This is a genomic window from Stenotrophomonas sp. GD03680 (genome assembly GCF_029844625.1).
Taxonomy (GTDB): Bacteria; Pseudomonadota; Gammaproteobacteria; order Xanthomonadales; family Xanthomonadaceae; genus Stenotrophomonas; species Stenotrophomonas maltophilia_P.
Genome location: NZ_JAOCKC010000039.1, coordinates 1 through 16,969, shown reverse-complemented (window position 1 = coordinate 16,969; position 16,969 = coordinate 1). Strand labels below are relative to the sequence as shown.

The following is a 16,969-nucleotide window of genomic DNA, read 5'->3' as shown; positions in this document are numbered from 1 at the left end:
CACCGGGGCCGCAGCGCTGGCCTGCCAGCCGCACATCTGGCCTTCGTTCTGCTGCTTGAGCCACTCATTGACCGGGCTGAAGTACTCGATCATCGGGCCGGCATCCAGCTTGTCGGTGCCGGTCAGCTCCTTCAGCGTGGCCTGCCACGGCTGGCTGGCGCCCTTGCTGAGCATCGCCCAGTACTTCTGGCCGGCTTCCTTGTTGCCGTAGAAGGTACACTCGTGCAGCGGGCCCTTGTAACCCGATGCATCGCACAGGCCCTTGTAGAACTGGAACTGCAGGATGCGGGCGAGGAAGTAGCGGGTGTACGGCGTATTGCCCGGCACGTGGTACTTCGCGCCCGGATCGAAGAACTCCTCGCCGCGGGTGCTGGCCGGGGCAACGCCCTGGTATTTGGCCTTCAGGTCCCACCATGCCTTGTTGTAGTTGTCGGCGGTGATCGATCCGTCAAACACGCCCCAGCGCCAGCGGTCGATCATCAGGCCGAAGGGCAGGAATGAAACGCCCGACAGTGCCATGCGCATCTGCGCGTTGATCACGGCCTCGCGGCTTTCCTGCGGTGCGTCAACCAGGCCGATCGAGTTCAGGTACTTGGGCGTCATCGCCAGCACGATCGTGTCGCCGATTGCTTCGTGGAAGCCATCGTTGGCGCCGCCCTGGAACAGGGGCGGCAACGGGTTGTAGGCCAGGTCGTAGTAGATGTGGCCCAGCTCGTGATAGATGGTGGTGAAGTTCTCTTCGTTCGGCTTGATGCACATCTTGGTGCGCACATCGCCTTCCATGTTCATGTCCCAGGCGCTGGCGTGGCAGACCACGTCACGGTCGTCAGGCTTGATGAACTGGGTCTTGTCCCAGTACGACTGCGGCAGCGAGGGCATGCCCAGCGACACGTAGAAATCCTGTGCGCGCTCGGTCATCTGTTTCGCGGTACGCAGTTCGGCCTCGCGCTGGGCCCTGTACTGGCCCGCGACGCTGGCATCCCTGCCGGCCTTGGCCAGCGCAGCACTCAGGTTGGTCTGGTACTGCTTTTCCAGTGCGGCGGTGATGTCCAGGCTTCCGGCACCGGGATAGGGCTCCAGCTGGTCCCACAGGTTGGACCAGTCCTGCTGCCACATGTTGCCCAGCAGGTGCGCGGCGATCAGGCCATTACCCACCTCGGCCTTGTCCTTGCCGTAGGTCTTGTCCAGCTTGCCGCGCGCGTAGCAGTGCAGCTGCTCGTACATCGGCTTGACCTGCTCCCACAGGCGGTCGGTTTCCGGCCCGATCTGCTCCGGCGGCATGTCATAGCCGCTGCGCCACATCTGCCCGGCATCGGTGAAGCCCATGCCCTTGGCACCTTCGTTCACCAGGCTGACGAACTTCTGGTAGTCGCCACGCATGTTCCGCGTGGTGCTGTGCCAGCCTTGCCAGGCATCAAGCTGCGCGTCGTAGTCGCGGCTGCGTGCCAGCACCTGTTCCAGTTCCCCCAGCTGGCGGCAGGAGGCCGGGTCGTTGGCATCGGTGCAGTACTTGCCGGCACCGTAGCTGCCCTCCATGCGGGTGGCGATCTGGGTCAGCTCGGCCAGCTTGGCCGGGTCGCGCGGTGCCGGCATCGAGGACATCAGCTTCAGCAGATGGATCGCACGCTTGCTGTCTGCGCTCATCGGCTGGCCCTCGAACTTCGCGGCCTGCTCGATCCAGCTGTTGAGCTGGGTCAGTGAACGCTCGTTGGCCTTGGCCGCGATGCGCTCCGAATCGCTGTTGATGTAGGTGGAAGACAGCCACTGCGCCGAGGTCATCTCCGGATAGGCAGCCTTGTATTCGGCATTGATGCGGGCAACGAACTGGTCGGCGGTCTCGCCGGCCGGTGCGCTGCTGCCGGCGGTCTCGGCGCCGGGGGACGCTTCCTTCTTGCAGGCAGCCAGGGCCAGCGTGGCGGCGGCGACAGCAGCGGCCAGCAGGAGATGACGGTGTTTCACGGGCGGTCCTTGGGTGGTGAACGACGGCCGAAGGCTAGTGGGCAGGCGCTGCCACCGCAAGTGGCGGAAGTCGGCCGGGCCGCGCCCGGCACCCGCAGAAGCCTTCCAGCAAGGGCAAAGGCCAAAGCAACAGCAACAGCGGGCTATCCGTGGGATGGCGGGGCGGTGTGGGCTTGCAGGACACGCCGTAAACCCATCCATGGGGGCTCGATGGCGCCATCCATGGCGCCAACGGTCCTGCAATCCCACACCGCCCCACCTCTGACAGATCGCGGCGGCTGTTGGTGGGTGTCGACCTTGGTCGGCACATCTGTCAGGTATCGACAATCAAATTGGGGTCAGATCCGTTTTCCGCAGGAAAACGGATCTGACCCCGGAATTTCACCTACCAACAGCGGAGTGAACCTGTCGAAGGCAGGGTACTGTGGGTTTGCGGGGTGTGAGCGCCATGGATGGCGCGACCAAGGCTACATGGACGTACTTGCGCCGTCCCCGCGAACCCACAGTGCCCCGCCATCCCACGGAATGCGCTTCGGCTTTTGACGTTGCCTCGGCTTCTGCGGGTGCAGGGCTGCAAGCCCTGCCGAACCCCCCTCAACTCTCGCAGCCGGCGAACACGTCGCGATCGCGCTCGTACAGCGCCGTCTTCACCTGCATCAGGCCCAGCACCGACGGGAACAGGTTGTCGTGGTCGGTATACGCTGCCGAACGCTTGCGCACGCATTGCAGGTCCAGCCCGCGACTGCTGGCGAAGCCCGGCGAGAACCACATCGTCATCGGTACGCGGGTCTGCTCGGCCGGGGCGATCGCATAGGGCACGCCGTGCAGGTACAGGCCCTTCTCACCCAGCGATTCGCCATGGTCGGACAGGTAGATCATCGCTGTGTCGTAGTCCTGCATGCCCTGCAGCGTGCCGATGGTCTTGCTCAGGAAATGATCGGTGTACAGCACGGCATTGTCATAGCTGTTGGTGATCTCTTCGCGTGAGCACCGGCCGATGTCACGGGTGTCGCAGGTTGGCTTGAAGCGGGCAAAGGCGGCCGGATAGCGCTCGAAATACGCCGGGCCATGGTTGCCCAGCTGGTGCAGCACGACCACGCGGTCGCCGGGTTTGGCACGCACCTGGGTGGCCAGGTCCTGCAGCAGGATCTCGTCCATGCAGCGGCCGTCGGCGCACAGGCCCGGGGTGGTCGCATCGGACAGCGACTGGAAGTCCAGCCCTTCGCACACGCCCTTGCAGCCGGACTGGTTGTCACGCCACAGCGGTGCGATGCCGGCGCGGTTCAGTACGTGCAGCAGCGACTGGTGCGCGCGGATCTTCTTCTCGTCGTAGTCGTGGCGTCCCCATGGCGAGAACAGGCAGGGCAGCGAAACTTCGGTGCTGGTGCCGCAGGAGTGCATGTCGGGGAAGTTGATCACCGGTGCCTGGGCCAGTTCCGGCGTGGTGTTGCGGCCACCGTTGAGGCCCCAGTTCTGCGCACGCACGGTCTCGCCCATCACGATTACCAGCAGCCGCGGTTTGCTCGCCGGAGCGCGTGGGGTGGCCTTGGCGTCGGTGCCGATCGGCAGCTTCGGCGCGCGCTGCACCGGGTTGTCGCCACGCAGTGCACGTGGAAGACCCAGCAGCACGTTGGCCGGGGTGGCGAGGTAACGCACTTCACGCTGGTTGCGCATCAGCGCGGAAACGTCCTGGAACGAGATCAGCGCACCGCCAACGGCGGTCACCGCAGCCATCGCCAGGAAGCCCAGCCGCCACAGCAGGCTGCGGCCCCAGCTGCGCCGCTGCAGCTGCACCCGCCACACCACCACCATCGGCAGTGCCGCCAGCAGCAGTACCGGCCACAGCAGCGAGACCGTCATCAGTTCGCGGCTTTCCTTCGGATCGGTCGCCAGCACGTTGCGCAGCATGTCCGCATCCAGATAGATGTGGTAACGGCTCATGTAGTGGGCGGCGAAGGCCGTTACCAGCAGCAGCGCGCTGATCACCACCTTGGCGTTCCAGCGCCAGACCAGCAGGCCCAGCAGCAGGCCATGCGTGCCGAGCAGCAACAGCAGCAGCGACACCGCGTAGCGCAGGCTCTCCGGGTGGCTGGCCATCGCGCTGCGCCAGAACAGGCCGTTGCCGGCCAGGGCGAAGAACAGGCTGGTCAGCGCGATCAACGCCTCGGTGGACAGCTGTGGCCGCCAGCTGCGCAGTCCGGCCAGCGATGGCACACGGAGCGAGCGTTGAACCGAAGCATTCATGCGTTCGCCTCCAGGCGGTTGGTGCGGTCCAGGTGATGGCGGACCAGAACGTACAGCCCCAGTGACAGCAGCCAGCACAGCAGGGCTGTGGCAAGGTCATGCGACAGAAAATGTGCACCCCGCAGCTGCTGGCTGATGCCGAACAGCAGCCCGCTGCCCAGGCCCAGTGCCAGGCCGGTCCAGCGCCAGGCAGGACGCCACAGCAGGGCGAAAAAGTACAGGCTCAGCCAGGCATAGCCGGCGCTGGCATGGCCGGCGGGAAAGCACGCGATCACCGGCATGTCGGCCGGACGATGGCTGAAAAGCCCGATATAAGGCTGGTGGCCGCCGTAGCGCAGCAGATCCCACGGGCAGTCCATCGGCACCAGCGACTTCAGCAGCGACACGCCGCCGGTTCCCAGCGCCAGGGCAATTACGACATAAAGCAGCGCCCATCGCAGGGTGCGATCACGTCCGTGGCGCCAGTGGTGAAAGCTCAGCAGTATCACCACCAGCGCTGCGGCGGTGCTGAACCACTTGCCGCCCCGGTGCACCAGCGAGCGGGTGAACCACGCGTCCTGCAGTGCCCAGCGGCCGCCCTCCAACCGGAACAGGTGGTCAGCCAGCCATTGATCGGCTCCCCCTTCCATGAACACGGCGAACAGGGGCAGCACGATGAGCAGTGGAAGCCACAGGTGGGTCACGGCGAACCGCGATGCCAGCGTGGAGTAGGCCGAAGCAACCCCGGAGACGGGAGGACGGACGGACATGCAGGAAAACACCGTGACGATGAACCGGCGCCATGCTCGTCAGGTTGATGTCGGAGAAGGGTCGGACCTGCGTTCGGGCCGGGTTAACCGCCGGCCCGCGTGGGGGATGATTCAGTCTTCTTCTTCGTTGGCGCCGGCCCGCTCGGCGTGGCAGCCGGCATCCCAGGCAGTGCCGGGCACCAGTTGCCAGCGGTTGCGGTTGGCGACGCCGATGTCGATCACCTGGGCGGCATCCACGCAGGGACTCATGGCCTTGTCGAGTACCAGCAGCCAGCGCCGGTCGGGTGCTTCGGCCAGCCAGGGGCCGGCGTCGTGCCACTGTTCAGGCCAGGGCCGCTTGAAGCCGAACTCGCGCACGGCGCGGTCGGCCTGCAGCAGGTTCTGTTCGCGCCAGGCCACCAGTGCCAGTTCGGCATCGGGGCCGATCCTCGCGCCGACCCGGCGCATCAGCGCCGACGACGAGGCGTAGGGGTCGAGCGCCGGAATCAGCACCAGGCCGTACAGCATCCACAGCAGGCCGTGGGTGAGCAGTACCAGGGTGGCGGCGCGCCGCACGCGCAACCACACGGCCAGGGTAGCCACGGCGATCGCGAACGTCAGCAGGCCGTCGCCCAGCACCGGCAGCAGGGTGTCGGGCATCGCACGCCGCTGCAGCTGCGCCTGCGCCCAGTGACTTTCGGTGAGCAGCATCACGCCCAGCACGGCGGTTGCCAGCATCAGCACCAGGCTGTAACCGAACAGATACCGGCGCACGCACAGCCTGCGCAGCAGGCCGGGCAGCAGGGGCGCGGCGGCAAGGGCCACGGCAGGCAGCATCGGCAGCAGGTAGACCTCGCGCTTGCCGGGGCTGGCGCTGAAGAACACCAGCACCAGCAGCGCCCACCCCAGCAGCAGCCACTGCCGGCGGTCGCCACGGCGCAGGCGCCGCCACCACGGGCGGGCCAGTACCGGCAGCAACAGGGCACCCGGCAGCCACAGTGTCAGGATCACCTGCAGGTAGTACCAGACCGGCTGCCGGTGGTGCCAGGCATTGGCATAGCGGGTGCCGGTCTGCTTGAACAGCAGTTCATGCGCATAGGACTGCAGCGAGGCACTGGGTTCGTGCAGCAGGGCCCAGCCCAGCGGGGCCAGCCAGACGGCCACGCCGAGCAGGAATGCAGGGATCAGCCACAGCAGGGTCGCCGGGTGCGGGCCTTCGATCCGACGGCCGCGGCGATGCTGGTACAGCCACCAGCCGAACCAGGGCAGCACCATCAGCAGCGGCAGGAAACCTACGCCTTTGGTCACCGTGCCCAGGCCGGCGGCAAAGCCGGCCAGCCACAGCGCCGGCACATTGCGTCGCTCGCACAGATGCCGCAGCAGGCCCCACAGGGCCAGCGTGGTCATCCCGACCAGCACCATATCGATCTGCGCACGCTTGGCCATCAGGCCGAACTGCAGGGTGCAGAACAGGGCGCCGATGGCATAGAGGGAGTGGCGCGGCGACCACAGTCGGCGTGCCAGATCCGACACCAACCACAGACTGAGCAGGGCCCCCAGCAGCGAAGGCAGCAGGAACGACCACTGCCAGCTGCCCACCACTTCGTAGGCCGCCGCCTGCAGCCACATGAACACCGGCGGCTTCTCCGCATACAGCTCGCTGCCACGGTGCGGCAGCAGCCACTCCCCGCTTTCCACCATGGTCCTGGCGGCCAGTACGAAGCGGGGTTCGTCCGGTGGCTGCGGTTGGCGCATGCCGATGCCGGCAGCCAGTGCCGCGATGATCAACAGCCAGAGCAGGGGCAGGCGCCAACGGCGGGGCAGGGCTACGGGCACGGCAGGCTCCGGGAGCAAAACGGCCATTTTGAGGCGGCGGGGGTGGGAAAAGCGTCGGAGTATCGCCGGGGCGACCTCATTCCGACATGCGTGGCGCTACCATGGTACGAACTTCCGTGGAACTTTCATGCATGCGCCTGTTGGTGATCGAGGACAACCGGCAGCTGGTGGCCAATCTGTTCGACTACTTCGAGTCGCGCGGTCATGTGCTGGATGTGGCTCCCGATGGCATCACCGGCCTGCATCTGGCGGGCAGCCATCCCTATGACGCGGTGATCCTGGACTGGATGCTGCCCCGGATGGAGGGGCCGGAAGTGCTGCGCCGCCTGCGTGCCGAGCATGGCTCGGAGGTGCCGGTGATCATGCTGACCGCACGCGACGAACTGCCGGACAAGATTGCCGGCTTCCGTGCCGGCGCTGATGACTACCTGACCAAGCCGTTCGCGTTGCCGGAGCTGGAAGTGCGGCTGGAGGCCCTGCTGCTGCGGGCACAGGGACGCAACCCCCGCAAGCGGCTGCAGGTGGGTGATCTGGTGCTGGACCTGGCGACCCTGGAGGCGCAGCGCGCCGGACAGGTCCTGCATCTGTATCCGGCCTGCCGCAAGCTGCTGGAAGTGCTGATGCGCGCCAGCCCCGGCGCGGTCACCCGCCAGCAGCTCGAATTCGCCCTGTGGGGCGACGAGCCACCGGACGGCGACCTGCTGCGCTCGCATGTCTACGAACTGCGCCGCAGCGTGGATGGACCGTTCGTGGACAAGCTGATCCACACGCTGCCGCGGGTCGGCTACCGGTTGGCCCTGCCCACCGCCGCCGAGGCCGGCAGGAATGACGATGAAGGTGCGTAGACCCGGCCCGCTGTACCGCCGCGTGCTGTGGTGGCTGCTGGGCTACCTGGCACTGCTTTCGCTGGCGGTGTTCAGCGTAGGCAACTATGTGCACGAGCACGCCGAACACGCCGCCTGGCGCGCGCTGCTCAACTCCGAACTGGACAGCATCGTCGAGCATGTCGAGCACGAGCCACACTATCGATGGCAGGACTCGGACACGCTCAGCCTGTACCGTTTCGACGCGGTGAACCTGCCTGACAGCCTGCGCACCCTGCATCCCGGCCTGCATGACGGGGTGATGGTGAAGGACCGCGAAACGGCGGTCATGGTGCGTGATACGGACTCGATGGGGCGCGTTGCGCTGGTGCTGGACATCTCCGACTTCCACGACCTTGAGCAGTTCGCCACGCGGTGGGTGATGCTGGCCGGGGTGATCATGATCTTCGTCACCGTGCTGATGGCGTCCTTCGGCATGGAGCGCATGGTGCGTCCGCTCAGCCTGCTGGCGCAGCGCATCGGCGCGTTGCGGCCGGGCGCGCAGGGCCAGCGCATCGATGTCGACCCGCGTGGCAGTTCCGAGCTGCACACCATCGCCGATGCGTTGAATGACTACCTCGAACGCAACGAGCAGTTCGTGGAACGCGAGCGGGTGTTCATCAGCACTGCCAGCCATGAGCTGCGCACCCCGATTGCGGTGATGACCGGCGCCGCCGAGCTGGCACTGGAGCAGCCGGGCCTGCCGGACCGTGCCCGGCAGCAGATCCAGCGCGTGCTGCGCACCGCGCAGGGCGTGGAGCAGCTGATCGAACTGCTGCTGGTGCTTGCGCGCGATCCGGCGCGGCTGGCGGCGCGTGCCGAGCGCATCGCACTGGACCAGCTGCTGCCGGACATCGTCGAGCATCATCGCCATCTGCTGGGCGACAAGGACCTGAGCATCGGTATCCAGGCCGCGCCGGTGGACATCGTTGCCCCGCTGGCGGTGGTGCAGGCGGCGATCGGCAACCTGTTGCGCAACGCGATCGAGAACAGCGGCCGCGGGCACATCGAACTGCGCCTGAGCGCTTCGGCGGTGCTGACCCTGCAGGACCCGGGGCATGGCATGAGCCCGGAGGAGATCGCTGCGATCCACGCACGCATGGCCCGGGGAGAGCGTGTCGATCGTGGCGGGATCGGCCTGGACCTGATCGCGCGCCTGTGCGAGCACCTTGGCTGGACCCTGCAGCTGCAGCCCTGCGAGCCGCGCGGGACGCAGGCCACGCTGGATTTCGGTGCTTCGCGCCCAGGCGGATGATCGCAGTCGCGGGGTCAGGCCTTCGGCCGCGGCACATGCTGGTCGACCAGGATCACGTTGCCGTCCGGATCCATCAGTTGCAGGAAGGCGGGGCCTTCACTGTCGGGATCGGCCCGAACCTGCAGCGCGATACCCTGCGCATCCAGCGCTGCCTGCAGTTCGCGGACGTCCTGGAAACGCGGCAGTTCCTGCTTGTGCTGGTCCCAGCCCGGGTTGAAGGTCAGCAGGTTGCCTTCAAACATGCCCTGGAACAGGCCGATGACGACACCGTTGTTGCGCAGTACCAGCCAGTTCTGCGTCGCATCGCCGCCGGTGACCGAGAAGCCCAGCGCCTCATAGAACGCGCGGGAGGCGGCCAGGTCCTTGACCGAAAGGCTGACCGAGAAGGCCCCCAGTTGCATGGACACGCTCCGTACCGGGGAAGGCGAGGCCGGCACTGCAGCATGACCCGCCGTGAAGAGGGTGTTAATCTCGACCCGCGCCGCCTTATGCGGCGCTTTTTTTTCCGCTCTTTCGATCGACAGAGGATCCCATGCCGACCGAACCCGCTACTGCCCTGATCAGCAACGATATCGTTGGCCTGGGCCTGATTGCTGCCACCCTGGCCCTGATCTTCTGGGCCGCCAGTGGTCCCACCCCCCTGCTGAAGAAGATCTTCGCCTGGGTGCCGGCCCTGCTGCTGTGTTACTTCATCCCGGCCATCTACAACACCGCCGGTGTCATCGATGGCCACAACACGTCGCTGTACAACCCGGTCGCACGCGATGTGCTGCTGCCTGCCGCGCTGGTCCTGCTGACCCTGTCGATCGACCTCAAAGGGGTCATCAAGCTCGGCCCGAAGCTGCTGCTCGTGTTCTGTGCCGGTACCGCCGGCATCATGCTCGGCGCCATCGTCTCGTTCCAGGTGATGAAGCTGATCCACCCGGAAACCGTGGCCGGTGACACCTGGGCTGGCATGGCGGCGCTGGCCGGCAGCTGGATCGGCGGTGGCGCCAACATGGTCGCCATGCGCGAGATCTTCGGTACCGATGCCACGACCTTCGGGCAGTTCGCCGTGGTCGATGTGGCCTGCGCCAGCCTGTGGATGGCGATCCTGCTGTTCCTGGCCAACCGCGCGCAGCAGATCGACACGCGCAACGGTGCCGACACCCGTGCCATCGACGAGATGAAGGCGCGCATCAGCGCCTATGAAGCGCAGAACGCACGTATTCCCAGCATGACCGACCTGATGGTGATCGTCGGCGTTGCCCTGGGCGGTGTCGGCCTGGCGCACGCGATCGCCGCGCCGCTGTCGGGCTGGTTCAAGGCCAACGTCAGCTGGGCCAGCCAGTTCAGCCTGGACAGCCAGTTCGTCTGGGTGATCCTGCTGTCCACCGCGATGGGCCTGAGCCTGAGTTTCACCCGCGCACGTCGTCTGGAAGCGGCGGGTGCCTCGCGCCTGGGCACGGTGTTCCTGTACTTCCTGATCGCCTGCATCGGCATGCAGATGAACCTGCTGTCGCTGCTGGATCGGCCGTGGCTGTTCCTGCTCGGCGCGATCTGGATGGCGACCCACGTGCTGGTGCTGTGGGCCGTGGCCAAGCTGGTCCGTGCACCGCTGTTCTTCTTCGCCATTGGTTCGCAGGGCAACATCGGTGCGGCGGCATCGGCGCCGGTGGTGGCTGCGGCCTTCCATCCGACACTGGCACCGGTCGGCGTGCTGCTCGGCACGGTGGGCTATGCCACCGGCACCGGGCTGGCCTATGTCACCGGCCTGATCCTGAAGTGGATGGCCAACGGCTGAGCGCGGGTCGCTATGGCTGCGCTTTCCCGCGATCTGCGGCAGATCCACGCCATGCGTGGATGCACTTCATGCCGACCCATGAGCAGAGAAGGGGTCAGATCCGTTTCCCGGAGGAAACGGATCTGACCCCGGACTCAATGCGATGCGTGGATCTACAACAGATCCAGCACCGTCATGCCTTTCAGCAGCAGCGTCCGCCGTTGCGTCCGCCGTACCGCGCTTCCTGACGTTCGCGGAAGAACGTCTTGTAGTCCATCGGTTCCTGGTCCGGATGCTTCTCCAGCATGTGCCGGACGTAGTTGTCGTAATCAGGGATGCCACAGCACAGGCGTGCGGTCTGCACCAGGCGTCGCCACACGCGGCGGTGCGCCTGGTACTGGCCAACGGGAACCAGTTGCGTGCTCATTACAGATCCACCATTTCATGCGGCTTCAGCGCCACGTACGGGGTCTCGCGGTCGCTGCGCTGCGGATTGCGGCGTGCGGCCAGGATCGTGCGGATCGAATAGGTCAGCACCGCACCCACCACCAGCAGGAACAGCGCGGTCAGGCCGGTGTTGACGTAGGCATTGACCACGATCTGCTGCATCTGCGCCACCGACTTGGCCGGTGCGGTGATCGTATCGCTGGCGATGGCGGCCTGGAACTTGTGCGCCTGCGCCAGGAAGCCCTGCGCCGGGTTGCTGTCGAAGATCTTGATGAAGCCGGCATAGGTGGTGCAGATCAGCAGCCAGGTGGCCGGTACCGCGGTCACCCACGCGTAGCGGTCACGCTTCATCTTGAACAGCACCACCGTCCCCAGCATCAGCGCGATACCGGCCAGCATCTGGTTGGAGATGCCGAACAGCGGCCACAGGGTCTGGATGCCGCCGAACGGATCGACCACGCCGGTGTAGAGCAAGTAGCCCCACAGCGCCACGCAGCCGGCCGTGCCGATGATGTTGGCCGTCCACGACTCGGTCTTCTTCAGCGCCGGAATGAAGTTGCCCAGCAGATCCTGCAGCATGAAGCGGCCTGCGCGGGTGCCCGCATCCACGGCGGTCAGGATGAACAACGCTTCGAACAGGATGGCGAAGTGGTACCAGAACGCCATCATCGCGTCGCTGCCGCTGGGAATGGCTTCATGCAGGATCATTGCGATGCCCACCGCCAGCGTCGGAGCACCACCGGCGCGGTGCAGGATCGTCGGTTCGCCGATCGCGGCGGCCGTGGCGGTCAGCTGTTCCGGCGTGATGGTGAAGCCCCAGGTGTTGGTGATGTAGTGCGCGGCAGACGCCGCATCGGCACCGATCACCGCCGCCGGGCTGTTCATCGCGAAGTAGATGCCCGGATCGATGATCGACGCAGCCACCAGCGCCATCACCGCCACGAACGATTCCATCAGCATGCCGCCATAGCCGATGTAGCGCATGTGCGATTCATTGGCCAGCAGCTTCGGTGTGGTGCCCGAGGAAATCAGCGCGTGGAAACCGGATACCGCGCCGCAGGCAATGGTGATGAACAGGAACGGGAACATGCCGCCCTTCCACACCGGGCCATCGCCACTGGCGGCGAACTGGGTCAGTGCGGGCATTTTCAGCTCGGGCATCACGATCAGGATGCCGATGGCCAGAGCGACGATGGTGCCGATCTTGAGGAAGGTCGACAGGTAGTCGCGCGGTGCCAGCAACAGCCACACGGGCAGCACCGAAGCGACGAAGCCGTAGCCGATCAGCATCCAGGTGATCTGCGTGCCGGTGAAGGTGAAGGCCGGGCCCCACACCGGATCTGCAGCAACCTTGCCGCCGTACCAGATCGCGGCCAGCAGCAGCACCAGGCCCACCACCGAGATCTCGCCGATCTTGCCCGGCCGGATGTAGCGCATGTAGATGCCCATCAGGATGGCGATGGGCATCGTGGCTATCACCGTGAACATGCCCCAGGGGCTTTCCGCCAGCGCCTTGACCACCACCATCGCCAGCACCGCCAGGATGATGATCATGATCAGGAACGCGCCGAACAGCGCGATGGTGCCGGGCACCTGTCCCATTTCCTCGCGGACCAGATCGCCCAGTGAGCGGCCGTTGCGCCGGCTGGACAGGAACAGGACCATGAAGTCCTGTACCGCACCGGCCAGCACCACGCCCACCACCAGCCACAGCAGTCCGGGCAGGTAGCCCATCTGCGCCGCGAGCACCGGGCCCACCAGTGGACCGGCGCCGGCGATGGCCGCGAAGTGGTGGCCGAACAGCACGTGCTTGTTGGTCGGCACGTAGTCCAGGCCATCGTTGTTGATCACCGCCGGCGTAGCCCGGGTCGGATCCACCTGCATCACCTTGTTGGCGATGAACAGGCTGTAGAAGCGATAGGCGATCAGGTAGATCGAAACAGCGGCGACGACGATCCACAGCGCGTTGATATGTTCGCCGCGGCGCAAGGCCACGGTGCCCAGACAGAACGCGCCGAGCAGGGCGAGTGCCGCCCAACCCAGTTTGGCAAACCCTTTCATGAGGTGCTCTCTCCCGGAAAGACATTCAAAGAGTCCCGCGTGCCCTTTACAGGGTCAATGCGTGCGGGGCCCATCGGCGGTAGTACTTTGGTCGTACGAAGGTGGTGACCGCGTGTGCGGCATGGGCTGCGGGCAGACATCCGTGTCGCGGAACCGCCGGCATGACGCCCGGCGAACACCAGGGATGGAACAATCGGTTGCGGCGTCATCCATTGGCGGACGGCGCCGCGGCGTCCATCTTCAGTGGCATCCATCCAACAGGAGTCGCCATGAGCCTTCCCGAACCGGTCCGCGTCCTGCGCACCATCCGTGGCATGCCCACGTCCGACGGCGCCGGCGTGCGCCTGACCCGTGTCATCGGCGGCCCGACGCTGCCGGATCTGGATCCGTTCCTGCTGCTGGATGTTTCCCGGAGCATCCGCACCGCGGTTTCGAGACGGTCACCTACATGCTGGACGGACGCATGCGCCACCGCGACAACCACGGTAACGAGGGCCTGCTGACCCCGGGCAGCGTGCAGTGGATGACTGCAGGCCGGGGCCTGGTGCATTCGGAGATGCCGGAACAGGAAAGCGGGCAGATGCGCGGTTTCCAGCTGTGGGTGAACCTGCCCGCGCGCGAGAAGATGACGGACCCGAAGTACCAGGAGTTCGCGCCGGAACGCATCCCGGTGGTGCAGCCGGAGCCGGGTGTGGAGGTGAAGGTGATCGCCGGTACTGTCGATGGCACCACCGGCCCGATCGTGCAGCCGGCCACCGATCCGTTGTATCTGGACGTCCGCCTCGAGGCCGATCGTGCCTGGACCTACACGCTTCCGGAAGGCCACAACGCGTTTGCCTATGTCTTCGAGGGCGCAATCACGGTCGGCGAGCAGGATGCCGCACGTGATGTGGCGCGCCAGGAACTGGCGGTGCTCGGTGGCGGTGAACAGCTGCACGTTTCGGCTGGCAGCGAAGGGGGGCGGCTGATTCTGGTGGCCGGCCGGCCACTGCGGGAGCCAGTGATGCGGCATGGCCCGTTCGTGATGAACACGCGCCAGGAACTGATGCAGGCCTTCGTCGATTTCCAGGAAGGCAGGTTCTGAGGGCCGACGCCGCCCCCCAGGAGGAAGCCGGTAGCGCCGGGCCATGCCCGGCGGCTCTCCGGCACAGCACGCGCAAAGGACGTCCATCAGGCCATGCCCGGCGTTGCCGCCAACTCCTCGGATCCGGCGGGGATGCTGCCAGGCAGTCATCCCCGTCACCGTCAACGTCCGGCGGCTACGGCTGAGGGCGTCAGGCTCATGCCCTGCGCCAACTGCTGCAGCGACCCCAGTTCCTGCGTGCTGCCCGGGTACAGGGCAATCTGCGCATAGCGGCCCTTGTCCAGCTTGATCACGCTGATGCGTCGTTCGGCGTATCCCGGCGGCTGCTGTCCACCCAGATCGGGCTGGTACCAGTACAGTGACTCGCCGGCGAAACTGCCTTTTTCCTGGCGCAGCGAGCGGCTGAGCGGAATCGCCGGATCGCGTGCGCTCAGCATCAGGCTCAGTACTTCCCGTCCATCCTCGGTGCTGGCGCGGCAGAGCAGGAAGTCCGACTGCACCTGCTGCTGCCATTTCAGGCCGCTGCTCGCCGGCAGCGAAGGACATTCGGCGGGTGCCTGCGCGGCGGCCTGGGCCGCGGCAAACAACAGGCTCGACAGGACAACAGGCGCGAACTTCATGCATCCCCCCAAGGTGGCGTGTCGTGTGACGCCGCCATGCTGCTGGCGGCCGTGGCATCCCATCCCCGGATGCCATCCGCGCCGGGCATGTGCACAGGCGGTCAAACAGACCTTAACGGAACGTGAGTGCCCGCACAAATTGCGGTTACAACCGTAACCATTGCGGCCGATTGTCGGCCGCAATGGTCCGGGCAGCACTCAACGGTCGTTACCGACCCACTTGTAGATGATGCCGCCGATCATGCCGCCCAGCAGGGGGGCGACCCAGAACAGCCAGAGCTGGCCGACCGCGCCGCTGCCGGCGAAGAACGCCACCGCGGTGGACCGAGCCGGGTTCACCGACGTGTTGGTGACCGGGATGCTGATCAGATGGATCAGGGTCAATGCCAGACCGATCGCCAGCGGAGCGAACCCTGCCGATGCCTTGCCATGGGTGGCGCCCATGATCACGACCAGAAATACCGCAGTCAGCACCACTTCGCACAGGAAGGCGGCCGCCACGCTGTACCCGCCGGGCGACAGCGCACCGTAGCCGTTGCTGGCGAAGGCCCCGGCCTGGCTGCCGTCGATGGCGAAGCCGCTGGCGCCGGAAGCGATCTGCAGCAGGATGAAGCCGGCCAGCAGGCCGCCCGCGACCTGGGCGATGATGTACGGCACCAGGTCGCGGGCCGGGAAGCGGCCGCCGGCCCACAGGCCCACGCTGACTGCCGGATTGAAGTGCGCGCCGGACACGTGACCGAACGCGTAGGCGCCGGTGACCACGGTCAAGCCGAACGCGAGTGCCACGCCCAGGAAGCCGATGCCCAGCGGATTGCCGTCGCCGCCGAACTTGGCAGCCAGTACCGCACTGCCACAGCCACCCAGAACCAGCCAGAAAGTGCCGAGGAACTCGGCGGCCAAGCGTTTACCCATGCTCATGAACTGCACTCCTTTGATGAACTAAAATGTGAAACAGGTCACATTTCAGTGACCGGCGAGTGACGATAGCGTCAAAGGCCGGTGGAGGGATACACCTCAGGGTGTGTGCAGCGCGCGATGCTCAGTACTGCGGCAGCGGGATGAACTCCTTGTCGTCGCCGGGAATGCTGCCGAACCGGCCGGCTTCCCAGTCCTGTTTCGCCTGTTCGATGCGCTCCTTGGAGCTGGAAACGAAGTTCCACCACAGGTGACGCGGGCCATCCAGCGGTTCGCCGCCGAACAGCATGGCCTTGAGCGGGGTCTTCGCGCGCAGCCGGCCGCGCGCGCCGGCCTCGGGAATCACCAGGTGCTGCGCCGGGATGTCCACGCCATCCAGCTGCGCCTGGCCTTCGAGGATGTACAGCGCCCGCTCGCGGTGGCCGTCATCGATGTCGATCTCCGCGTCGGGATCGAGGTCGATGGCTACATTGAGCGTGTCGGCGAAGACCTTCACCGGCGACTCCTCGCCATAGGCGCGGCCTGCGATCACGCGTAGCCAGGCACCGTTGCGGCGCTGCTCCGGGAGGGTCGCGGCGGCGTGGTGATAGAACGCCGGCTCCACTTCCTCGTGCGACTTCGGCAATGCCACCCAGGTCTGCATCCCGTGGATCGGATGGTCGTGACCGCGCTCCGGCGGGGGCGTGCGTTCGGAGTGCGCGATGCCGCGGCCGGCGGTCATCCAGTTGACGTCGCCGGGACGGATCACCTGGTCCGAGCCGAGCGTGTCGCGGTGGCCGATGGCGCCGGACCAGAGGAAGGTGACGGTGGCCAGGCCGATATGCGGATGGGGACGCACGTCGATGCCGGTACCTGCGGTAAGGACGGCCGGGCCCATCTGGTCGACGAATACGAACGAACCGATGCTGCGGGCCTGCAGGGTGGGGACGGCGCGGCGGACTTCCAGGCCGCCGATGTCGTGTACGCGCGGGGCGATGATGGTGGTCATGCGGGCGTCTCGCTGGCAGGGATCAAGAGTGCCAGCATGGCATGCGGCCGTGACGGGCACATGCCCCATGCGGGTAACAGGGTGTTCCAGCCAACGGCGCAGCCCCTCGTGGCTGGGTTGCTGGATGCGGGTCAGGATGCGAGTCAGTGTTTGGGCCGGGCGGGTGGGTTGCGCGGGACCGTTGGCGCCATGGATGGCGCCATCGAG

General features: G+C 66.3%; 13 protein-coding genes and 1 pseudogene. 4 read left to right on the top strand and 10 right to left on the bottom strand.

Annotation, left to right across the window (positions count from 1 at the left end; translation table 11 throughout):
- The 4 genes from N5J29_RS18950 to N5J29_RS18935 form a co-directional block, all read right to left on the bottom strand.
- Nucleotides 1-1,959, bottom strand: a 1,959-nt coding sequence (locus tag N5J29_RS18950) for a M2 family metallopeptidase (RefSeq protein ID WP_279924539.1), incomplete at its 3' end; no start/stop codon positions are given.
- Between the two features lie 594 nt (nt 1,960-2,553).
- Nucleotides 2,554-4,203, bottom strand: a complete 1,650-nt coding sequence (locus tag N5J29_RS18945; protein ID WP_164151633.1) for a phosphoethanolamine--lipid A transferase — start codon at nt 4,201-4,203, stop codon at nt 2,554-2,556.
- The gene (locus N5J29_RS18940; protein WP_164151635.1) at nt 4,200-4,952 is read right to left on the bottom strand and encodes a phosphatase PAP2 family protein; all 753 of its coding nucleotides are present in this window, start codon (nt 4,950-4,952) and stop codon (nt 4,200-4,202) included. Before N5J29_RS18940 ends, N5J29_RS18945 begins: the two co-directional genes overlap by 4 nt.
- 111 nt (nt 4,953-5,063) lie before the next feature.
- Nucleotides 5,064-6,767 (bottom strand): glycosyltransferase family 39 protein, encoded by a 1,704-nt coding sequence (locus N5J29_RS18935; RefSeq protein WP_065182656.1) that lies wholly within the window; start codon nt 6,765-6,767, stop codon nt 5,064-5,066.
- Nucleotides 6,768-6,898: 131 nt separating this feature from the next.
- On the opposite strand from N5J29_RS18935, the gene N5J29_RS18930 reads away from it, so the two are divergent.
- Both N5J29_RS18930 and N5J29_RS18925 read left to right on the top strand, forming a co-directional pair.
- Entirely contained in the window at nt 6,899-7,612 is a 714-nt protein-coding gene (locus tag N5J29_RS18930) for a response regulator transcription factor (protein ID WP_065174831.1), read from the top strand.
- The gene (locus N5J29_RS18925; protein WP_065174832.1) at nt 7,599-8,885 is read left to right on the top strand and encodes a HAMP domain-containing sensor histidine kinase; all 1,287 of its coding nucleotides are present in this window, start codon (nt 7,599-7,601) and stop codon (nt 8,883-8,885) included. The genes N5J29_RS18930 and N5J29_RS18925 overlap by 14 nt, the downstream gene beginning before the upstream one ends.
- Before the next feature lie 14 nt (nt 8,886-8,899).
- Here the strand turns inward: N5J29_RS18925 and N5J29_RS18920 are convergent, their stop codons facing one another.
- Complete coding sequence (locus tag N5J29_RS18920) at nt 8,900-9,286, bottom strand: VOC family protein (protein WP_164151637.1); 387 nt, start codon at nt 9,284-9,286, stop codon at nt 8,900-8,902.
- 131 nt (nt 9,287-9,417) lie between these two features.
- On the opposite strand from N5J29_RS18920, the gene N5J29_RS18915 reads away from it, so the two are divergent.
- Nucleotides 9,418-10,668, top strand: a complete 1,251-nt coding sequence (locus tag N5J29_RS18915; protein ID WP_164151639.1) for a DUF819 family protein — start codon at nt 9,418-9,420, stop codon at nt 10,666-10,668.
- Between the two features lie 181 nt (nt 10,669-10,849).
- Here N5J29_RS18915 and N5J29_RS18910 read toward each other — a convergent pair whose 3' ends face one another.
- Together N5J29_RS18910 and N5J29_RS18905 are read right to left on the bottom strand one after the other, a co-directional pair.
- Entirely contained in the window at nt 10,850-11,074 is a 225-nt protein-coding gene (locus tag N5J29_RS18910; protein WP_053519004.1) for a CstA-like transporter-associated (seleno)protein, read from the bottom strand.
- On the bottom strand, nt 11,074-13,155 hold the full coding sequence (locus tag N5J29_RS18905; RefSeq protein WP_053519002.1) for a carbon starvation CstA family protein: 2,082 nt from the start codon (nt 13,153-13,155) through the stop codon (nt 11,074-11,076). Before N5J29_RS18905 ends, N5J29_RS18910 begins: the two co-directional genes overlap by 1 nt.
- 269 nt (nt 13,156-13,424) lie before the next feature.
- On the opposite strand from N5J29_RS18905, the pseudogene N5J29_RS18900 reads away from it, so the two are divergent.
- Nucleotides 13,425-14,239, top strand: a pseudogene (locus N5J29_RS18900) (pirin family protein).
- A 161-nt stretch (nt 14,240-14,400) separates the two neighbouring features.
- Here the strand turns inward: N5J29_RS18900 and N5J29_RS18895 are convergent.
- From N5J29_RS18895 to N5J29_RS18885, 3 genes are all read right to left on the bottom strand, one after another.
- On the bottom strand, nt 14,401-14,859 hold the full coding sequence (locus N5J29_RS18895) for a hypothetical protein (RefSeq protein ID WP_053518999.1): 459 nt from the start codon (nt 14,857-14,859) through the stop codon (nt 14,401-14,403).
- 198 nt (nt 14,860-15,057) lie between these two features.
- Nucleotides 15,058-15,777 (bottom strand): aquaporin Z, encoded by a 720-nt coding sequence (aqpZ, locus tag N5J29_RS18890; RefSeq protein ID WP_164151641.1) that lies wholly within the window; start codon nt 15,775-15,777, stop codon nt 15,058-15,060.
- A 121-nt stretch (nt 15,778-15,898) separates the two neighbouring features.
- Nucleotides 15,899-16,762, bottom strand: a complete 864-nt coding sequence (locus N5J29_RS18885; RefSeq protein ID WP_053518997.1) for a pirin family protein — start codon at nt 16,760-16,762, stop codon at nt 15,899-15,901.
- Between the last annotated feature and the right edge of the window lie 207 nt (nt 16,763-16,969).

Bases quoted from the DNA above. Each gene is read 5' to 3' on its own strand.
- N5J29_RS18945 (WP_164151633.1), bottom strand. From the start codon at position 4,203: ATGAATGCTTCGGTTCAACGCTCGCTCCGTGTGCCATCGCTGGCCGGA.
- N5J29_RS18940 (WP_164151635.1), bottom strand. From the start codon at position 4,952: ATGTCCGTCCGTCCTCCCGTCTCCGGGGTTGCTTCGGCCTACTCCACG.
- N5J29_RS18930 (WP_065174831.1), top strand. From the start codon at position 6,899: ATGCGCCTGTTGGTGATCGAGGACAACCGGCAGCTGGTGGCCAATCTG.
- N5J29_RS18925 (WP_065174832.1), top strand. From the start codon at position 7,599: ATGAAGGTGCGTAGACCCGGCCCGCTGTACCGCCGCGTGCTGTGGTGG.
- N5J29_RS18920 (WP_164151637.1), bottom strand. From the start codon at position 9,286: ATGCAACTGGGGGCCTTCTCGGTCAGCCTTTCGGTCAAGGACCTGGCC.
- N5J29_RS18915 (WP_164151639.1), top strand. From the start codon at position 9,418: ATGCCGACCGAACCCGCTACTGCCCTGATCAGCAACGATATCGTTGGC.
- N5J29_RS18910 (WP_053519004.1), bottom strand. From the start codon at position 11,074: ATGAGCACGCAACTGGTTCCCGTTGGCCAGTACCAGGCGCACCGCCGC.
- N5J29_RS18905 (WP_053519002.1), bottom strand. From the start codon at position 13,155: ATGAAAGGGTTTGCCAAACTGGGTTGGGCGGCACTCGCCCTGCTCGGC.
- N5J29_RS18895 (WP_053518999.1), bottom strand. From the start codon at position 14,859: ATGAAGTTCGCGCCTGTTGTCCTGTCGAGCCTGTTGTTTGCCGCGGCC.
- aqpZ (WP_164151641.1), bottom strand. From the start codon at position 15,777: ATGAGCATGGGTAAACGCTTGGCCGCCGAGTTCCTCGGCACTTTCTGG.
- N5J29_RS18885 (WP_053518997.1), bottom strand. From the start codon at position 16,762: ATGACCACCATCATCGCCCCGCGCGTACACGACATCGGCGGCCTGGAA.